This window comes from Bacillus sp. FSL K6-0073, assembly GCF_038006085.1.
In the GTDB taxonomy this organism is placed as follows: Bacteria; Bacillota; Bacilli; order Bacillales; family Bacillaceae_G; genus Bacillus_A; species Bacillus_A cereus.
In genome coordinates this window covers 245,091-265,000 of the sequence record NZ_JBBOUN010000001.1, presented here as the reverse complement: position 1 = coordinate 265,000, position 19,910 = coordinate 245,091, and the positions used below count along the sequence as shown (strand labels likewise).

Sequence of the window (19,910 nt, the reverse complement as noted above, 5' to 3'; positions counted from 1 at the left end):
GTGTCTTAACCACTTGACCAACGGGCCAATATGTATGGCAGAGAAGAAGGGATTCGAACCCTCGCACCGCGTTAGCGATCTACTCCCTTAGCAGGGGAGCCCCTTGAGCCACTTGGGTACTTCTCTGTATGGCTCCGCAGGTAGGACTCGAACCTACGACCGATCGGTTAACAGCCGATAGCTCTACCACTGAGCTACTGCGGAATAATGAAGACAATTTGTATCTTATAAAAATTCTCTCTGTAAGTCAAGAAGTTTTTAACAACATCTTGTTCAAACGTGACATGTTTATAATATACTGGATTGCGTTTTTACTGTCAAGATGTTTTCGATATCGGTTTGAGTTTCCCTTTACACTTTCCACAGACATATCTTTTTGTATTTATTTGACGCCTTCTTACATATTGAAGTGAACACTCCATACATTCATACTTATAAATCTTTTTTTGCTTCTCTTCATTAATCATTTGTTTACAAAAACGTGGTGCATCAACTTTCTTTAACAACTCACGAAAATCCCTGTCCCTGTGCTTATACCCTCTTCCTGCAATATGTAAGTGATAATGACAAAGCTCATGTTTAATAATCCCGACTAACTCTTCTTCACCATACACTTCGTAATATCGATAATTCAGTTCGATATTATGACTCTTCAATAAATAACGCCCACCAGTTGTACGTAATCTATTATTAAACACTGCTTTATGTAAGAACGGCATCTCAAAGTATTGTAGTGACACTTCTTCCACTAGTCGCTGAATTTCTTGCTCATCCACTCTCATTCCTCCTAAACAAAAAAATATTTTTACACTTTTCTCCCTTCTTATACATATATTAAATAGTACATATACCCATCCTCATGTAAGAAGCGTGGTTTCTAAAAACAAAACATGAATAGAAATCCACTCACCAACCTCTCATCAATAGCATTTTAGATTTTTGAGAGCAGGATTAAACAAGGAGGGATTCCTATGCCTACGTGGCTAAAAAAACAAATGCAACGTGCATATTTCGAAAAAAACCGGTATCAAATTAAATTATTAAATGAATGCTGGTTTTATTATAGCAAAATACATCAAAGCTCATAATCCATTACACTTTTTATTCCATAAAAAAAGAGCAGTTTCATCTGCTCTCTTCTCTTACTATTCAATCGGCAACATAGATAGTGCAACGCGTCCTTTTTTTGTATCAATATCATCTACCCATACTTTTACAATTTGCCCTACTGATACAACATCTAACGGATGCTTTACAAACTGTTTGCTAAGTTTAGAAATATGTACTAAACCATCTTGCTTTACGCCAACATCAACAAAAGCACCAAAATCAACAACGTTACGAACTGTTCCTTCTAGTTCCATACCACGTTTTAAATCTTCTAATTTCAAAATCCCTTTTTTCAGAAGTGGTTTAGGCAACTCATCCCTCATATCTCTTTCTGGACTAATAAGCGCATCTATAATATCAACTAACGTCGGCTCCCCAACTCCTGTTTCTTGAGATAACTTAGAAATCTCTACTTCTTCCAATCTCTTTTGTAATTGCGGTTGTCCTACGTCATCTATCGATAACCCTAGACTCTTCAATAACAATTCAACATTTTTATATTGCTCTGGATGAATACCTGTTCGATCTAATGGATTCGCTCCTTCTAGTATACGTAAGAAACCTATACATTGTTCATACGTCTTTGCACCTAAACGCGGGATTTTCTTTAATTCCGTGCGCTTCGTGAATTTCCCATCTTCTTCTCTCTTTGCCACAATATTTTTCGCAACAGTTTTCGATAAACCTGAAACATATTGTAACAATGCAACCGAAGCCGTATTTACATTAACCCCAACTTGGTTAACAGCTGTTTCTACTACAAATGTTAATGACTCATTCAGTCTCTTTTGAGATACATCATGTTGGTATTGTCCAACCCCAACTGATTTAGGATCAATTTTCACAAGTTCAGCAAGTGGATCTTGCAGACGTCTTCCAATAGAAACGGCACTTCTCTCTTCAACTTGTAAATTTGGGAATTCCTCACGGGCTAAATCAGAAGCTGAATATACACTAGCACCCGCTTCATTTACAATAATATAAAAGACATCTCGGTTCACACTTTGTAATACATCTACTATAAACTCTTCTGTTTCTCTAGATGCTGTCCCATTACCAATTGCAATCATTTCAACTTGATATTTATCTATAATAGAAAGAACTTTCGTTTTTGCATCATCATATTTACGAACAGGTGGATGCGGATAAATAACATCGATATGTAGTACTTTCCCCGTATCATCTACTACAGACAATTTACAACCAGTTCTATATGCCGGATCTACCGCTAGCACGACTTTCCCTTTCATCGGAGGTTGTAATAATAAGTTACGTAAGTTCTCAGAGAAAATATGTATCGCTTGTTCTTCAGCTGTTTCTGTTAATTCTTTACGAATTTCTCTTTCGATTGAAGATTGAATTAATCGTTTATAACCATCTTCAATCGCTAATTGTACATAATGTGCACTTTTCGAATCGTTATCACGAATTACTTTCTTATTTAAGAAAGTTACTATCTCATCTACTGGCGGAACAACAGCAACTCTCAATATATCTTCTTTCTCGCCACGATTCATTGCTAATACACGATGTGGTACTACTTTTTGCAATGGTTCTTCATAACTGTAATACATTTCATATATATTCTTTTCATCTTTTTCTTCATCTTTCACGGACGAAGACATAACACCTTTTCTAAAAGTAACATTTCGAATCCAACTACGATACGCAGCTTCATCTGAAACCATTTCTGCAATAATGTCTTGTGCACCTTGTAAAGCTTCTTCTGCAGATTGCACTTCTTTCTCTACATTAATAAATTCCACTGCCTTTTTAGCCGGATCTTCTTTCTTATATAACAATAACCATTCAGCTAATGGTTCTAATCCTTTTTCTTTAGCGATTGTCGCTTTCGTTCTTCTTTTCTCTTTATATGGACGATATAGATCTTCTACTTCTTGCAACTTTGTAGCTTTAACAATTTGCTGTCGTAGCTCTTCTGTCAGTTTCCCCTTCTCATCAATAAGACGAAGAACTTCTTCCTTCCTATCTTCAAGTTGCATCATATATTGCCATCTCTCTAAAATCGTACGAATTTGCACCTCATCTAAAGAGCCTGTCCATTCTTTTCGGTAACGAGCAATAAATGGAACTGTGTTACCTTCTTCTGTTAATTGAATAACATGACGAACTTGCTTTTCGGTAAAGCCTAATTCTTTCACTAACATTTTCATTAACGCTTGTCGATTATCTACCATTTCCATATACAACCGTAACCTCCTCTATAATAAAAAAAGTTGCCCTTCAAAGAGAGCAACTTAAACTGCCGATTTAAAAATCTATTAGTCCTAAACTAATTTGTAACGCTTCATCTACACGACTCATCATCACTTCATCCAAATGAGTGATTTTGTCCGTTAAGCGTTGCTTATCGATTGTTCGAATCTGCTCAAGTAAAATAACAGAATCTCTCTCAAAACCATACTTTTTCGCATCAATTTCCACATGAGTGGGTAATTTTGCTTTTTGAATCTGTGCAGTAATAGCCGCTACAATCACCGTTGGACTAAAACGATTTCCGATGTCATTTTGAATGACAAGAACCGGACGAACGCCTCCTTGCTCAGAACCAACAACTGGGGAAAGGTCTGCAAAATACACGTCGCCGCGTTTTACAATCAAAATATTACCCCCCGCTAACTAAGCGTTCTACTGTATGAGCTGCTTCATACTCTGCTAAGAAAGCTTCAGATGCAATACCAAGATTAATTTTTCCCATTTCAATGTACCCACGTCGCATTGATTCATGTTGGTAGCGTTTCTTCGTCTTATGTTGACGCAATAACAATTGTGTTGCCTGGCAAATTAGTTCATGGCGATTCTTATTCTCTTGTTTTCCAATTCCGTCCAATTCCGTTACCATTTGCTTTGGCAACCGAACCACGATTTCAGTAGTTACACTTGATTCGGACACAAAAATACACCTCCACCGTCAACTACACACCCAAATATATATATGACACCTATTGTAATAATACCATTGTATGGAGCCTGTTGCAAAGACTTCCTTATTCCTTGCTTATGTTTTCCAATTCACAAACAAAACATTCATCTTCTTAAATTTTTTATCTCATAACTAACTAAAAACAATAGAACTCCTCTTCAAAACTTACGTGCAACTTATATAAAAAATGATTATAAGTAAAAAGCTTCTCATCAAAAAGAGCTTATTATCCAGCAATGAACAGTCACTCCAATGACAAGAAGCAATCATACTACCTTCTATATATTGTTCAAGTAATTAATTATCTCTACAATCTTACCATTCCGTATAAATATTCTTGGCACACGGAAACTGATCGTTGCAATAATTTCATAATTAATAGTCCCTGAGTATTCCGCAACCTCTGTAGCGCTAATATACTCATCTCCTTGCCTTCCAATAAGCGTAACTTTCGTACCAAGTGGCACTTCACAAGGAAGATGAATCATGAACTGATCCATTGTTACTCGCCCTACAATCGGTACCCTTTTACCATTTATAAGCACTTCAAATCCTTGCAACCTTCTAAGCCACCCATCTGCATAGCCAATCGCTACAGTCGCAATCCATTCTTCCGTTTTCGTTCGGTAGGTGACGTTATAACTAATTCCATCACCTTTAATTACCTGTTTAATATGAGCGACTTTCGTATGAAGTGATAGCGCTGGTTCTAATTCAAATGGTAAAAAAGGACGTATTTCTACAGAAGGAGATAATCCATACATTGCAATCCCAATTCGCACTGCATTAAATGTAATCCCTTGAAAACGTAACGTCGCAGCACTATTAGCTGTATGAACAAACTTAGGATCCACTCCGAATTCTTTCAACCAACTTAACTGCTCTAAGAACGTGTTATATTGCTTATCAAAATACGAAGTCTCAACCTCATCTGCCGTTGCAAAATGCGTGTATACTCCTTCTAACTCTAAAAACGGTGCACCCTCTAAACTCTTTAAAAATTCTTTTAGCTCTTTTCTTTCACGTATTCCAATTCTCCCCATACCACTATCAAAGTTAATATGGAATTTCATTACAGATGAACCATCCCAAAGTTTAATTGCTTCGTCCACCCATTCTTTTTGAAAAACAGTTAGCGCTACATCATTTTCAGCAGCTACATTTACATCACGCGGCGGCGAGGGACCTAACACTAAAATCGGCTCAGTAATACCAGCCCTCCGAAGCACTAAAGCTTCATCTAAAAAAGCAACAGCTAACCTCGTTGCACCTGCTTCTAATGCCGTTTTAGCCACTGGTACATAATCGTGCCCATATGCGTTTGCTTTAACTACAGCAAAAATCTCTACATTACTTGGGATGAACTCTTTAATATGTGTAACGTTGTTATAAATGGCATCTAAATCCACTTCCACCCAAGTGTCACGGTAAAATGGTGCTTCTTCCATAAATACACTTCCTTATACACGATATGCGAAGCTTATTCTTTTATATGCTTCTTTTATGAAATCCACCTTCAAACTAAGAAAAGACGTGGTGCACATATATCACCACGTCTAAGAAGTTTACTTCACCTGCTTCGCTGTAACCGAACGAGCAACCATTAACAGCTCCTTCTGCTCTAAACCTTTAGACACGAGCATATATTCTACTCCGTTATGCGACCACGTTACAGAGTCTTTCGTTAATGCACCAATCGTAAACCCAAGATCAACTGGTTCTCCACTTACACTTACCGCTGATGATGCCTCTGCAACTTTTGCCTTTTCTTGTATTAAAGTAAAGGATTTCTTATTTCCAGTGTATGTGAGTATCGCACGCTTGCCACTGTCTGTCTTCAACTCTTTTTCATCTTGCAGAGTCATACCTTGTGGTGTATCAAGTGGATACAAAATAGCAAACGGTTTGTCTTCTTTCGCTGTTGTTTGAACATCTACCTGTGCTCTAGACATATTTTGTTTCGTATCAAATGCACCTTTATCAAATTTCGCATCGAATTTCACTTTAGAGAAATCTACTTTCACAAGAACATTTTGATCATTATCCATTAACTTCACTGAAACTGGAGTCAAGTCGCTCTTATTCAATGTAATCTCTTGTCTCGGCAACATATTTTGATGTTGATAGTTTGTTTTTGTTTTAAAAATATAATACTTATCTGTTTTCTCAAAAGTAAGGTTTTTCTTGTCCTGCAAAATATCTCTTACAAGTGATTCATATAAATAAGCCTGGCTACTATTTTGCGGCCAATCACTTTGAAAACGGAAGCTCTTATTAAGTGCTGGCGTTAATACAAATACACCTTCTTCATTTCTCAAAATAATTTGGCTCTGATCTTTTTTTGCATTTTTTAAATTCACACGATAAAAAGACGGTTCCTTATGCCAAATCTCTACGTTATACTCTTGAGGCTCATTGCCTGTTTTAATAGATAATTTTGCCTCAGCTTGATAACTTTTCATCCCTTTTACTTTTGATTCTAAATCTCTCACGACATCATCTTGCTTCTTTTCCATACAACCCGCCAACACAAAAACGGTCAACAAACCGACAAGAACTAAAAACAGACGCCTTTTCATCAATTCAGCCCCTTTGCCCCTATAAATGAATGGAAGATGTACCTTCCTTATCGCTACCTCAAATATATGAGACAAAGATATAAAATATGCAGACTAGCGTGACGAGCTTTCTAAAACAACTTGAGCAACAGCAAATTCCTTACTATGACTAATTGATAAATGAACAATATACTCTGTACTTGTAATCAGAATTGGCTTACCTCTTTCATCATTTTTCACTTCAATATCTAAAAAACTCACTTCTTTTCCGATACCAGTACCTACAGCTTTTGAATACGCCTCTTTCGCTGCAAACCTTCCAGCTACAAACTCTGTAAGGCGACTTCCTTTCAGCTCCATAGCAACATTACGTTCATTTTCCGTTAAAATACGTTCCATAAATTTAAGCTTTCCATCTAGCATTTTTTCAATACGATTTAATTCAATAATATCGATACCAATCCCTATAATCATTTCGAAATCCCCTTCTTCTATTTAACTTTCTTCTTTCATATTTATAAGAATAACAGAGAATCTTTCTGATGCAAAAGGGGTGAAAGTAACCGTATGCTAATAAGATCCACTCATATTTCTTTACAACCGACTATTCTTACCTTACTTCTTATTCATTTAGTCATGATGATATTAGGCGACTTTTTTCTCTTACCACTGGCAGCCTCTAATGAATATATCGCTAAAGGAGAATGGTGGCGTGTCATAACTTCTCTTCTCGTACACGTAGACTTACAACATTTTCTTTCTAATAGTATTTTTTTGTTTGCTCTTGGTTCCTCTATCGAAAAGCAACTCGGACACTTTTCTTTTTTTATTCTATTTTTTCTCTCTGGAATTTCCGGAAATATTTCTTCTTATATTATTATGCCGCTTGAATATATTCACGCAGGTGCATCAGGTGGTATTTTCGGACTATTAGGTGCACAGTTATTTTTATTGTACAATCGATACCGCTCTTCAAAACCAAAAGAAATTGCCATTTTCTCAATTATGATTCTTCTATTACTGCTATTTACTTTCTTTAACCCTTCTGCCAATCCGATCAGTCATTTAACAGGTTTAATAACCGGTGGCATTTTAACCCCTTTTTTAACCAAAAAAAACGATGGTGCAAAGCTTATTTAATATAAAAGCTTGCACCATCGATAATTTCTACATCTACTTGTTCACTTAAATCTCTCATTAATTGAAATAAAGACTCATCCTTCATCTTCGCCTCAATCATACAATCAATTTGCGGAACACTTCCCTTTATCCTTCTTAAAAAAGATAAAAATGCGTCTACATTAATATAATCTGCATGGGCTCTTGGATCTTTCCCCTCTCTAGGGCTAGAGATATGCATTTTAACCGGCAACAAAGACGTTTCCCACGTATGAACGACACGTGCCCAATCTTCATACCAATCTTCTTGCTCATTATTCATCATATGGTGATGCAAGTCAAATACGACGGGAATATCTAATTTTTCTCCTAAATATAATGTTTCCTCTAACGTAAAGGTTGTATCATCATTTTCTAATATAATCATTTCTTGAATACTCCTTGGGACATTCGACCAATTCTCTATAAAGCGCTCTAATGCAAGTTCTTTATCTTTATATCCTCCTCCAACATGCAGTATACATCGTTGCTTATGTTCAATCCCCATGCCTTTTAATAATTTTTTGTGCATCTGCAATGTTTTTACAGATTGTTTAAAAACACTCTCCTCAGGTGAATTTAGTACAACAAAATGATCTGGATGGAAATCAATTCTCATATTCATATGAACTGCATATTCACCTAGTTTTTTTAAATTTTCTTTTAAAGGACGAATATAGTTCCACTCTAGCAATTCCTCATGATTCGCTAAAGGAATGAGCTTTGAACTGAGCCGAAAGAAAGATATGTCATGCCCTTTATTATGCTTTAATAAACGTAAACAATTTTCTAAATTGGAATTAGCAATTCTTTCAAGTTTACGAATTGCAGCAGCACGATCATCTAATTTCTGAAACTGTGCATACGTCATCGTTTGAGATGGAGATGCATTCTTCAAATGTACACTCATCGCAACGTAACCAAGCCTTACAAGCATATAACAGCCCCTTTTCTATCATAACTATTATGTAGTATGCACAATTATAGAAATAAAAAAAGAGAATGCCCGCAAAGGGCATTCTCTTTTTTTTATTAAGCTTGTGGACGGCTATGATGTTTTCTTTCGCCGCGTCCATTTGAAGAACCAGGGCGACCTTGGCCTTCACCTCTACGACCACGACTACCACCATCACGATTACGATCGCGGTTTCCATCACGATTGCGATCACGGTTTCCATCACGGTTACGGTCACGATTACGTCCATCGCCACCGCCGCGTCCATCACGACTACGATTACGGTTACCATCACGGTATCCGCCTCCGTTACCGCCGCGTTTTTTAGAACCGCCACCTCTTGCAACAACTGGTGGTTCTGATGTTAAAGCGATTGGAGTTGTATCCGGCTCTTTTGTCATCATTTTTAAAGCAGCAGCTACTACTGTTACAGAGTCGTTCTCTTCTAACATTTCTTCTGCAATACGCTTGTAGTATGATAAATTTTCATTTTGAATTGTGCTTTGAAGTTTTTCAGCGATTAAACGTTGTTGACCTTCTAATGCTTCGTCAAGTGTCGGTGCTTCCATACGATCAACTTTACGTTTTGTTGTGCGCTCGATATTTTTTAATTGCCCTGATTCACGTGGTGTTACAAATAACATTGCAATACCTTTTTTACCTGCACGGCCAGTACGACCGATACGGTGAACGTATGATTCTGGATCTTGTGGGATATCGAAGTTATATACGTGTGTTACACCTGAAATATCAAGACCACGTGCAGCAACATCTGTTGCAACAAGAACTTCAATAGCACCTTCTTTAAATTTACGTAATACAGACATACGTTTCGCTTGTGTTAAGTCACCGTGAATACCTTCTGCTGCATAACCACGTAAGTTTAACGCTTCTGATAATTCATCAACACGACGTTTTGTACGACCGAATACGATTGCAAGCTCTGGAGATTGAATATCTAGCAAGCGTGTTAACACGTCAAACTTTTTCTTTTCTTGCACTTCTAAATAGAACTGCTGAATGTTTGGCATTGTTACTTCTTTTGCTTTTACTTTAATGTGTTGAGGCTCAGTCATGAAACGCTCAGCAATACGACGGATTGGATCTGGCATTGTCGCTGAGAATAGTAATGTTTGATGTGTTTCTGGCACATCTGTTAAAATTGCTTCAATATCTTCAATGAAGCCCATGTTTAACATTTCATCCGCTTCGTCAAGAACAACAGTCTCTACATTTTGTAAGCGAAGTGTTTTACGGTTAATATGATCTAAAATACGACCCGGCGTACCAACAATAATGTGTGGGTGTTTTTTTAGAGCACGAATTTGGCGGTTAATATCTTGACCACCATAGATTGGTAAAATACGAACGCGTTTATGTTTACCAATTTTGTATAGCTCTTCTCCAACTTGAATTGCTAATTCACGCGTTGGTGCGATAACAATACCTTGAACTGCTTCTTTATTTGTATCCACTTTATCTAATAGTGGTAATCCGAATGCTGCTGTTTTCCCTGTACCTGTTTGCGCTTGCCCAATAATATCTTTACCTTGCAATGCATGTGGAATTGTTTCAGCTTGAATCGGCGTAGCCTCTTCAAAGCCCATACTTTCAACAGATTGCAGTAAAGATTCACTTAATCCTAATTCTCGAAATGTTGTCAATGTTACTTCTCCTTTTCTATCCTATACTTATCATTTAAAAAAAGGCGTTTTCCGAATTTGCGGAAAAGCCCTTTTCCTGAATGCTCACGTATATAAACGGGCGTATATTCTTCGCGAAAATACTTCTAAACGTTATTACACTTTATCAATTATAAGTTTTGTATGTGTAAAAAGCAAACCCAACTGTTACCTTATTTTCATATTCAGAGTTTTTTTCTTCACTTTTATTTTTTTATATTTACTGTAAGCGCTTATTATAAGTTTCTTCTATTTTCGTAACTATCATCCCTATTTATATACACCAATTATTTCAACATCGTAATTACTTCTTCTAACTTCATACCGCGAGATGCTTTTATTAATACAACATCTTTCACATCGACTACTGCTTGTAAATCTTTTACTAACTCTTCTTTATTATCATACGCCTTTACACGTTCATTAGGGAAATTAATTTTCGCTCCTTCAGCAATTTGAGCCCCTAATCTACCGTATGTGAATACATGCGAGATTTTTGCTGGATCGATTAATTTTCCTACCTCATAATGGAACTGCACTTCTTGATCTCCAAGTTCTAACATATCACCAAGCACAACGATTTTTTTAGCAAAACCATCTAAACCATTCATTAAATGGAACGCTGCTTCCATAGCCGTCGGACTTGCATTATAAGCATCGTTGATAATTGTTAAACCACTATTTGTTTTCACAATTTCCATACGCATGCCCGTCATTTGAAGTGTTACTAAACCTTCTTTCATCTCTTCCCACGTTACACCAAAATGTTTCGCAATTGCCATTGAAGCAAGTGTATTATACACATTATGTTTTCCTAACACCGGTAAGTAGAATGAAATATTTTCATCTCTATTCATTTTGAAATGTGTCCCAGTTGCTTGTAATGTTACAGTCGTTGGATAATAATCGTTTGCTCTTGCATCACCAAACGTAACCGTTTCTGCTGCTAAATTCATTTCAGGAACACGATTCGTTAATAAAGGCTCATCTCCGTTATATACGAACACGCCACCTTCTTGTAACCCTGTAACAATTTCTAATTTCGCTTCAGCAATTGCCTCACGAGATCCTAAATCCATTAAATGTGCCTCACCAATATTCGTAATGATAGCTGCATTAGGACGAGCTAACTTAGATAAGAATTCAATTTCGCCTCGGCTTGACATACCCATCTCTAATACTGCTACTTCTGTATTTTCTTCTAAGTTTAAAATGGTAAGAGGTAATCCGATATGGTTATTGAAGTTCCCTTCTGTTTTTTGCACTTTGAATTTAGTCGCAAGAAGACTTGTTACAATATCTTTCGTAGATGTCTTACCGTTACTACCCGTTACACCTACAACTTTAACATCCAATTGATCGCGATAGTTTTTCGCTAACATTTGCAATGCCGATAGCGTGTCTTCCACAAAAATAACCGGAAGATTCTCAGGTGGATTCGCTACATCTTTCATCCATAATGTAGCCACAGCTCCATTTTCAACAGCTTTATCTACAAAAGCATGTCCATCAAAGCGCTCCCCTTGAATCGGAACATATAAGTTTCCTTTTTCAATTTTTCTTGTATCAATAGACACGCCTTGAATAGTAATTCCCTCATATTGCTCTGCTAATCCAGTACCATTTACCATCTGTTCCACTTGCTTTAACATTCGCTTTATCATATAGAAACGCTCCTTACATAGAGGAAGCACTATTCCTATGAATAGTGCTTCCTCCTTTTTTGTTAGATTGTATATTTAATTTTTTGTTTTTCTTCGTGACGTTCAATTGCTAAACGAATTAGCTCTTCGATTAATTCTGGATACGGTAACCCAGTATGTTGCCATAATAGAGGGAACATACTGAACGGTGTAAATCCTGGCATTGTGTTTACTTCGTTAATATACACTTCTCCATCTTTCGTTAAGAAGAAATCAGCTCGCGTTAAACCTGCACCGTCTAATGATTGGAATGCAATAATCGCATCACGCTTAATTACATTAGATTCTTCTTCTGTCATTTCAGCTGGAATAATTAGCGCCGTATCACCATCGATATATTTCGACTTATAATCATAGAAGTCCTTTTTCGGAACGATTTCACCTACAACTGAACATTTCGGCTCATCATTACCTAGTACCCCAACTTCTACTTCACGACCTACAATATTTTCTTCTACAATAATTTTGCGATCAAATTGGAATGCCTCTACAAATGCATCCTCAAGTTCTTCACGATTTTTACACTTATTAATACCAACACTTGAACCAAGGTTCGCTGGTTTTACGAAGCAAGGATATCCTAACTTATCTTCTACTTTAGAATAAGCTTCCTCACGATTTTTTTCCCATGCACTACGAATGAAGGATGCATATTTTGCTTGTTTTAAACCAGCCTCTGCAAAGATGTTTTTCATAACAACTTTATCCATACCAGCAGATGATGCTAGAACACCATTTCCTACATAAGGGATATTCATTAATTCTAATAGTCCTTGAACCGTTCCATCTTCACCATTTGGTCCATGTAGTAATGGGAAAATAACGTCAATAGCGTTCTCCTCAGAAGCTGCAGATGGGATAATTTCTGTACTTAATGATAACGGAGAAATCGCATTTTCTGCACCGCTCATTTTTAAAGCTTCAACATCTGTTACTTCGCCTTCAATACGCTCACCGCGTACCCATTGACCTTGTTCTGTAATATAAATTGGATGAATCTCGAATTTATCTTGATTTAACGCTTTAATAGCAGCAAGAGCCGTCTGTAGCGAAACTTGATGCTCAGCTGATTTTCCACCATATAATAAACCTAATTTAATTTTCGTCAATGAAATCACCCTAACCAATTGTTTTCATTTTTCTATTTTAGCACTTTTTATAAAAATAGGTAGTTCCTATTTGAAATAAAATGTAACTTCCATAAATAATTAAATAACATCACTTATTGGTTTTTCATTTCATTTTCTATATAGGTACACAAAATAAAATGGCAATCTAATCTAGTTATGTACCTAAAATATGTAGAAATCCCCTTTTTTGTGTATGTCACCTATTCACTAAGAAGATTGTTTGGTTAGTGTGTCTTTTTGCCTTTGCTCCACAAGGCGATCTAAAGAAACATATACAATACCTGCAACTACACATCCTACAGCTAAAATTGTAAATAGAAAGTGACCAAGTAATCGATCTAATAAAAAACCTCCCAAAAGTGGACCAAATGCGCTTCCTGTAATCCACTGCAAACTTGCAGCTCCCATGTAAGTCCCTCTCAAATGCTCAGGGGCCAAATTTGCTACAAATGTCATCTGTACAGGCGACATAATCATCTCACCTAACGTATATATAGCATAAACGAACAGTAGTGTTATTAAAATAATTGTAGCATTTGTATTAAATTCTCCAAACCATTTCGGTAACCACCCTATAAAAAATAATCCAATCCCGAATAAACATGCACCGTATAACATCGTCTTCCCGACTGGTTTATCCGTAGCCCATTTTGAAATTTGAAACTGGAATAAAACAACTAATAGTCCGTTTAACGCCATTAAATATGGATATGGATTATTCGTTCCAAAAATACGCTTCATTTCATTATCAAAATGTAGTGGCAACATGCCTTCGGTTTGAGAAAACCCCATCGAAATGATAATACCTGCTAATAAGTAAATCATTAATGCCTTATCTTGCATTACAATTTTCCAAACTGCCCCAGATTCCTTTTCTTTATGTTCTTCCTTATCTGTCCTCTTTGGCATCGTCTCTTGAATAAGAAGTAATACAAGTAACGCATAAAATAGCATTGTAGAAGAGGCAATAATAAACACAAGGTTCTTTGACAACACAACTACTGATGCTCCCATTATCGGACCAATGGCAGCACCTATATTGTGTCCCATTCGTAATAAACCATATGCCTCTGTTCTTTTTTCTGGTGCCGTTACATCTGCGACCATAGCTGATGCAGCTGGATGAAATAAAGAATTACTCAACCCTAAAAAAATAGATAAAATCGCATATGGAATAAATCCTTCTATAAATAGAAAACCGAGCATTAATAATGCATTACTTGCCATAGAAAATATCATAATAGGCTTTCTTCCATATATGTCAGCAATTCTCCCTCCTATAAGTGATCCAAAGCTTGCAGCAATTGGAGAAAGCGCCATAATAACCCCAACTTCCAACAACGAATCTACCTTATCTTTTAAATATAATGCAAAAAAAGGCATTAACATCATCATTGCAATTCCATTTAACGTCTCTCCAATAAATCGAATCCATACGTTACGGTCCATCTCCCTTAACTCACGCCACGTATTTTTCATCATTTCACCCCTTTAGTTAGCCAACAATTATCTTATAATAAGTTCAGAAAAATGTAAATTTTCAAATAAAAAAATCCATTCTAATTCTGTTAGAATGGATTTTTCCGCTTATAAATTTGCAACATCTTCTTCTTTTTTACTATTATTTAAAGCACTATGTTTCCGGCTATATAAGAAGTAAACCGCTATACCAATAACCATCCATATCCCAAAACTAATCCACGCTGTCCCCGATAATTGAAGCATTAAGTATAAACAGAAAATCACTGTTAATGCTGGTAAAAATGGTACAAGCGGAGCCTTAAATGCCCTTGGTAAGTCTGGATGAGTTCTTCTCATTACGATTACCGCAACAGCTACGAGTGCAAATGCTGACAATGTCCCCATATTTACAAGATGTGCTAAAACATTTAAATCTATTAATCCTGAAATCAGTGCCGCAATAATCCCCGTTGTCCATGTATTTAAAAATGGCGTTTTAAATTTCGGATGAACTTTAGCAAGACGCTTCGGCAGTAAACCATCTCGGCTCATCGCATAAGAAACCCGAACTTGCCCATACATCATAACTAGCATTACTGTTGTAATTCCTGTAATTGCTCCTACTGAAATTACCCCCGCTAAACCATCTTGTCCAATAAATTGAAGTGCAAAAGCAACTGGATCTGATATATTTAGCTGGCCGTATGGAACAATCCCTGTCAAAATAAGCGAAACAACAATATAAAGAACTGTACAAATTAATAACGATGCAATAATACCAATTGGTAAATCACGTTGCGGACGTTTCACTTCTTCTGCCGCTGTTGAAACTGCATCAAATCCTATGAATGCGAAGAATACTGTAGCCGCTCCAGCCATTACACCATCTAAACCAAATGGCATAAAAGGCGTCCAGTTTTCAGGTTTCACATAATTAAAACCAGCAAAAATAAAAATAAGAACAACTGCTATTTTAATAAATACCATAATGTTATTTACTCGTGCACTTTCACGAACACCCCTAGATAAAAGAACTGTCATCACTAAAATAATTAGAACTGCAGGTAAATCAATTATTCCACCCTTTCCTGTACCAGGAGCCGAGGAGAGAATAGTCGGAATGTGAATTCCAAACCCCTTTAATAAAGATTGAAAATATGCAGACCAACCGTTCGCTACAGCAGATGTAGCAAGTAAATATTCCAGCATTAAGTCCCAGCCAATTAAAAATGCGAATACTTCCCCCATCGTCGCGTATGTATACGTATACACACTGCCCGAGACAGGAACTGAAGAAGCAAATTCAGCATAACAAAATGCAGCAAAGGCACAAGCTAGAGCGGCAATCGCAAATGATAATATAATAGCTGGCCCAGAATGTTTCGCTGCCACAACACCCGTTAGAACAAAAATACCAGTTCCAACAATTGCTCCGATTCCAAGCATAGTTAAATCTAGCGCGCCCAATGTTCTTGCTAACGTTTTTTGCTTACTTTCTTGCATTAACTTTGCAATTGGCTTCTTTTGAAAAATTTGCTTCATCTTTCACTCCTCCAAGTTTTAAATTTTCTGAAAATTTTTAATTCGCTTTTTCATTTTACTCATTACGCTTTTCCTAGTCAATACTTTTGTCGAAACAAGTAGAAATTCTTCTAAATATGCACGATCCTTATTATTCTTTCTATATATCTTTCCATTATTTTTTTGGTATTATTATACATGTCGATTCCGTGAAAAAGGCATGCTCCCTTATTGAGAGCATGCCTTTTTTTACTTATTTCACAGTATATGAACCTTGTTCAATCCAGCTATACATATACTTTTCATCTTCTGTTTCATGTGCTTGTTTTACAATACGAAGCGGACGGAATGTGTCTATCATAACAGCTAATTCAAGCGTCTCTTTCTTCCCTATACTTGCCTCTGTTTTCCCCGGATGCGGCCCATGAGGAATCCCGCTCGGATGAAGTGTAATAGAACCTTCTTCCACACCTTTGCGACTCATAAAGTTTCCTTCTACATAGTAAAGAACTTCATCACTATTAACATTACTATGATAATATGGTGCCGGAATTGACTCTGGATGATAATCGTATAAACGTGGTACGAAAGAGCAAATAACAAAATTATGTCCTTCAAATGTTTGATGTACTGGCGGTGGCTGATGAATGCGCCCTGTAATTGGTTCAAAATCCTCTACATTAAATACCCACGGATATAAATAGCCATCCCATCCAACAACATCTAACGGGTGGTGTCCTAAAACATGTTTATGCATATAGCCTCTTGATTTTGTCATTACGACAAACTCGCCTTTTTCATCATATGTCTCTAATTTTTCTGGACCACGAAGATCTCTTTCACAAAACGGACTATGCTCTAACAATTGTCCGTATTCATTTCGATAACGACGCGGCGTTGTAATTTGGCTATTTGCCTCTACAACAAGAAACTTAGTCTCTCCTTCATCTGGAATAACACGATAAATCGTTCCAATTGGAATCGTTACATAGTCGCCTTTTCTATAGTGAATCGTTCCAAACATCGTTTCAATTTTCCCTGTTCCATAATGAACAAATAACATTTCATCGCCATCACCATTACGATAGAAATAATCCATTTTTTCTGTTGGACTCACTACTCCAATTAACAAATCTTCATTTCCAAGTATGAAATTCCGTCCACTTATTGCATCACCACTTTTTTTACTTTCTTTCGTTCGAAAGTGGCGATGAGAAAGAGCAACATCCTCTTCATACTGCAACTGACAAGAATGCGATAATGCAGAATGACCTACTTCTGTTGGCATATAATGATGATACAAAATAGACTGCGTACCAGAAAAACCTTTTGTTCCCATTACCTGTTCACGATAAAGCGACCCATCTTTTTTACGAAATTGTACATGTCGTTTATGAGGTAGTTCTCCCATGTGACGATAAAACATGCCCATCACCCGCTTCCTTTTCTTTTTTGATCGTATTACGTAGTGTACCTAAACCAGTAATCGACAGTTCTACAACATCTCCATCTTGTAGCCACTCTTCTGTACCCAGTTCTAAAATACATCCTGTTCCTACTGTCCCAGAACCAATCACATCTCCTGGATATAACGTAACGTCCTCTGAAGCACGTTCAATCATTTCAGCAAATGTATAGTAAATATCTTGGAAGTTTCCTTTTGATAATAGTTTTCCATTTACATGAGCAGTCATTTCTAAATTATATCGATCACCATTACGATAAACGTCTAATTCCTCTTTCGTAACGAGATGTGTTCCTAATGAAGTTGCAAAGTCTTTTCCTTTCGCTGGACCGAGACCTACTTTCATTTCTGTTGCTTGTAAGTCTCTCGCACTCCAGTCGTTCATAATACAATAACCAAAAATATATTCCTCTGCTTGCTCTCGAGAGATATTTCGCCCTTCTCTTCCTATTACGCAAGCAATCTCCAACTCATAATCAAGCTTTTTAGACTTTTTCGGACCAATTACAAAATCACCGGAACCAATTACAGCACGATGATTAGTAAAATAAAAAACCGGAATATCATACCATTCAGGCACAACATCTAATCCTCTTCGTCCGCGAGCTGTTTTTACATGTTGTTCAAATGCGTAAAAATCTCGAATACTACTCGGATTAGGAAGAGCAGCTGTCAATTGTACTTCTTCTAAAGCATATATACCCTTATTTGGATTCTTAATATTCCGCACTACTTCTACATACTCATCCGCTTTCTCTAAAAATCCCATCATAGAAGAAGGGATTTTCCCTTCACTAGCAAGATTCATATCTATTACTTTGTCACCTTCAAGCCATCCAGCCCGTAGTTCTTTTGAAGGAAGACGAAATGTAACAAATTTCATCCTGATTCCTCCTTATAAAAATGAAATTTCCACCAGCAAAGGGACTTTTGCTGGTGGATACAAATCTTATAAGTTTCCGCGACGCTCTTGTTCTCTTTCAATTGATTCGAATAACGCTTTAAAGTTTCCTTCACCAAATCCACGAGAACCTTTACGTTGAATGATTTCAATAAATAAAGTCGGACGATCTACAATTGGTTTCGTAAAGATTTGTAGTAAGTAACCTTCATCATCACGATCTACTAAGATCTTTAATTCTTTTAACTTATCAATTTCTTCATCGATTTTTCCAACTCGTGCAGTTAGCTCATCGTAATAAGTATCAGGTGTATCTAAAAACTCCACCCCATTTGCACGAAGCGCTTCAACTGTTTTAACAATATCACTTGTTAATAAAGCAAGATGTTGTACACCAGCTCCATTATAGAATTCTAGATACTCTTGAATTTGTGATTTTCTCTTTCCGTCTGCTGGTTCGTTAATAGGAAACTTAATACGACTTCCATTCGTCATAACTTTCGACATTAACGCCGAATACTCTGTACTAATATCGTCATCATCAAAATGAATCATTTGTTTAAAGCCCATAACATTCTCGTAATAACTAACCCACTCTTCCATTTTTTCAACATTACCAACTACATGATCAACAGCAATTAAACCAGACTCTTCAAATGGAATATTAAATTCTACCTTTTGGAATCCTGGCATAAATGCCCCTTTATAATTTTTACGCTCTACAAGCGTATGAATTGTATCACCATACGTACCAATAACTGCTTTTTTCAATGTACCGTCCTCATCTGTTAATTCCTGTGGTGGAGCAATTGCGACGGCACCACGTTTCACTGCTTCTGAGTATGCTTTATCAACATCATCAACAAGTAGTGCCACATCCTTCACGCCATCACCATGAGTCTTTACAAACTCTGCAATACGATTTTCACTACTTAAAGCTCCAGACACAACGAAACGCATATTTTTTTGCACAAGAACATAAGATACCTTTTCACGGTTTCCAGTTTCTAATCCAGAGTAAGCCACAATTTTGAATCCGAACGCTCTCGCAAGATAATAACTCGATTGCTTTGCATTCCCTACGTAAAATTCCAAATGATCTACATCACGTACTGGAAAAAAGTCCTCCATTTGTGCAGCTAGCGTATCCATAGATTTTTGTTTCATAATATCTTCATCCCCCTGTAAATAGATTAAATGGTCCATACTTAAAACCAACCGAAAACGCTTCCAACATTAATTAATAGAAATTAGTTAGCAAGCTAACAAATTCTGACCTTTAAAATTTTCTATCTTTTCTGTCAAATTCCTCTTTTTTTCTT

The 19,910-nt window shown here is 36.7% G+C and carries 18 protein-coding genes and 3 tRNA genes (1 of these 21 only partly in view); 2 read left to right on the top strand and 19 right to left on the bottom strand.

All coding sequences use genetic code 11. From position 1 onward, the window contains the following. The 4 genes from MHB52_RS01475 to MHB52_RS01460 form a co-directional block, all read right to left on the bottom strand. Positions 1-27 (bottom strand) — tRNA-Glu (locus MHB52_RS01475); it reaches 48 nt to the left of the window's first position. An 8-nt stretch (positions 28-35) separates the two neighbouring features. Next, positions 36-126 (bottom strand) — tRNA-Ser (locus MHB52_RS01470). 3 nt (positions 127-129) lie between these two features. Then, positions 130-204, bottom strand: a tRNA-Asn gene (locus MHB52_RS01465). Positions 205-317: 113 nt separating this feature from the next. Beyond that, entirely contained in the window at positions 318-776 is a 459-nt protein-coding gene (locus MHB52_RS01460; protein WP_016119014.1) for a SprT family protein, read from the bottom strand. 195 nt (positions 777-971) lie between these two features. On the opposite strand from MHB52_RS01460, the gene cmpA reads away from it, so the two are divergent. Continuing rightward, complete coding sequence (gene cmpA, locus MHB52_RS01455; RefSeq protein ID WP_001143642.1) at positions 972-1,088, top strand: cortex morphogenetic protein CmpA; 117 nt, start codon at positions 972-974, stop codon at positions 1,086-1,088. Positions 1,089-1,145: 57 nt separating this feature from the next. Here the strand turns inward: cmpA and MHB52_RS01450 are convergent, their stop codons facing one another. The 6 genes from MHB52_RS01450 to acpS form a co-directional block, all read right to left on the bottom strand. Further along, the gene (locus MHB52_RS01450; protein ID WP_000426236.1) at positions 1,146-3,314 is read right to left on the bottom strand and encodes a Tex family protein; all 2,169 of its coding nucleotides are present in this window, start codon (positions 3,312-3,314) and stop codon (positions 1,146-1,148) included. Positions 3,315-3,381: 67 nt separating this feature from the next. After that, positions 3,382-3,732 (bottom strand): type II toxin-antitoxin system endoribonuclease NdoA, encoded by a 351-nt coding sequence (gene ndoA / locus MHB52_RS01445; protein ID WP_000635965.1) that lies wholly within the window; start codon positions 3,730-3,732, stop codon positions 3,382-3,384. A 4-nt stretch (positions 3,733-3,736) separates the two neighbouring features. Next, on the bottom strand, positions 3,737-4,024 hold the full coding sequence (locus MHB52_RS01440) for an antitoxin EndoAI (RefSeq protein WP_000004570.1): 288 nt from the start codon (positions 4,022-4,024) through the stop codon (positions 3,737-3,739). Positions 4,025-4,332: 308 nt separating this feature from the next. Then, entirely contained in the window at positions 4,333-5,502 is a 1,170-nt protein-coding gene (gene alr, locus MHB52_RS01435; protein ID WP_000390614.1) for an alanine racemase, read from the bottom strand. A gap of 117 nt (positions 5,503-5,619) precedes the next feature. Continuing rightward, the gene (locus tag MHB52_RS01430; protein WP_001998927.1) at positions 5,620-6,570 is read right to left on the bottom strand and encodes a LolA family protein; all 951 of its coding nucleotides are present in this window, start codon (positions 6,568-6,570) and stop codon (positions 5,620-5,622) included. A gap of 156 nt (positions 6,571-6,726) precedes the next feature. After that, entirely contained in the window at positions 6,727-7,086 is a 360-nt protein-coding gene (gene acpS, locus MHB52_RS01425) for a holo-ACP synthase (RefSeq protein ID WP_000583417.1), read from the bottom strand. A 93-nt stretch (positions 7,087-7,179) separates the two neighbouring features. Here acpS and MHB52_RS01420 point away from each other — a divergent pair, with 93 nt between their 5' ends. Next, a complete protein-coding gene (locus MHB52_RS01420; RefSeq protein ID WP_000908523.1) occupies positions 7,180-7,752 on the top strand; it encodes a rhomboid family intramembrane serine protease in 573 nt (190 codons plus the stop codon). On the opposite strand, the gene uvsE is transcribed toward MHB52_RS01420, so the two are convergent. The 9 genes from uvsE to hppD form a co-directional block, all read right to left on the bottom strand. After that, complete coding sequence (gene uvsE, locus MHB52_RS01415; RefSeq protein ID WP_061664843.1) at positions 7,745-8,707, bottom strand: UV DNA damage repair endonuclease UvsE; 963 nt, start codon at positions 8,705-8,707, stop codon at positions 7,745-7,747. The two genes, MHB52_RS01420 and uvsE, sit on opposite strands and share 8 nt — an antisense overlap. 95 nt (positions 8,708-8,802) lie before the next feature. Beyond that, positions 8,803-10,389 carry a DEAD/DEAH box helicase gene (locus tag MHB52_RS01410; protein ID WP_000206600.1) on the bottom strand — a complete coding sequence of 529 codons (1,587 nt, stop codon included), beginning with the start codon at positions 10,387-10,389 and terminating at the stop codon, positions 8,803-8,805. Positions 10,390-10,694: 305 nt separating this feature from the next. Beyond that, positions 10,695-12,071 (bottom strand): UDP-N-acetylmuramoyl-tripeptide--D-alanyl-D-alanine ligase, encoded by a 1,377-nt coding sequence (gene murF, locus MHB52_RS01405; RefSeq protein WP_000595961.1) that lies wholly within the window; start codon positions 12,069-12,071, stop codon positions 10,695-10,697. Between the two features lie 62 nt (positions 12,072-12,133). After that, complete coding sequence (locus MHB52_RS01400) at positions 12,134-13,219, bottom strand: D-alanine--D-alanine ligase (RefSeq protein ID WP_000161427.1); 1,086 nt, start codon at positions 13,217-13,219, stop codon at positions 12,134-12,136. Between the two features lie 228 nt (positions 13,220-13,447). Next, a complete protein-coding gene (locus MHB52_RS01395) occupies positions 13,448-14,719 on the bottom strand; it encodes an MDR family MFS transporter (protein WP_000799719.1) in 1,272 nt (423 codons plus the stop codon). A 108-nt stretch (positions 14,720-14,827) separates the two neighbouring features. Then, on the bottom strand, positions 14,828-16,243 hold the full coding sequence (locus MHB52_RS01390) for an amino acid permease (RefSeq protein WP_000809361.1): 1,416 nt from the start codon (positions 16,241-16,243) through the stop codon (positions 14,828-14,830). Positions 16,244-16,475: 232 nt separating this feature from the next. After that, positions 16,476-17,648, bottom strand: coding sequence for a homogentisate 1,2-dioxygenase (locus MHB52_RS01385; RefSeq protein ID WP_013141710.1), 1,173 nt, complete (start codon positions 17,646-17,648; stop codon positions 16,476-16,478). Then, on the bottom strand, positions 17,614-18,570 hold the full coding sequence (locus MHB52_RS01380) for a fumarylacetoacetate hydrolase family protein (protein ID WP_016119011.1): 957 nt from the start codon (positions 18,568-18,570) through the stop codon (positions 17,614-17,616). Before MHB52_RS01380 ends, MHB52_RS01385 begins: the two co-directional genes overlap by 35 nt. Positions 18,571-18,636: 66 nt before the next feature. After that, positions 18,637-19,755: a 4-hydroxyphenylpyruvate dioxygenase gene (gene hppD / locus MHB52_RS01375; protein WP_000810922.1), complete on the bottom strand. Its 1,119-nt coding sequence runs from the start codon at positions 19,753-19,755 to the stop codon at positions 18,637-18,639. Between the last annotated feature and the right edge of the window lie 155 nt (positions 19,756-19,910).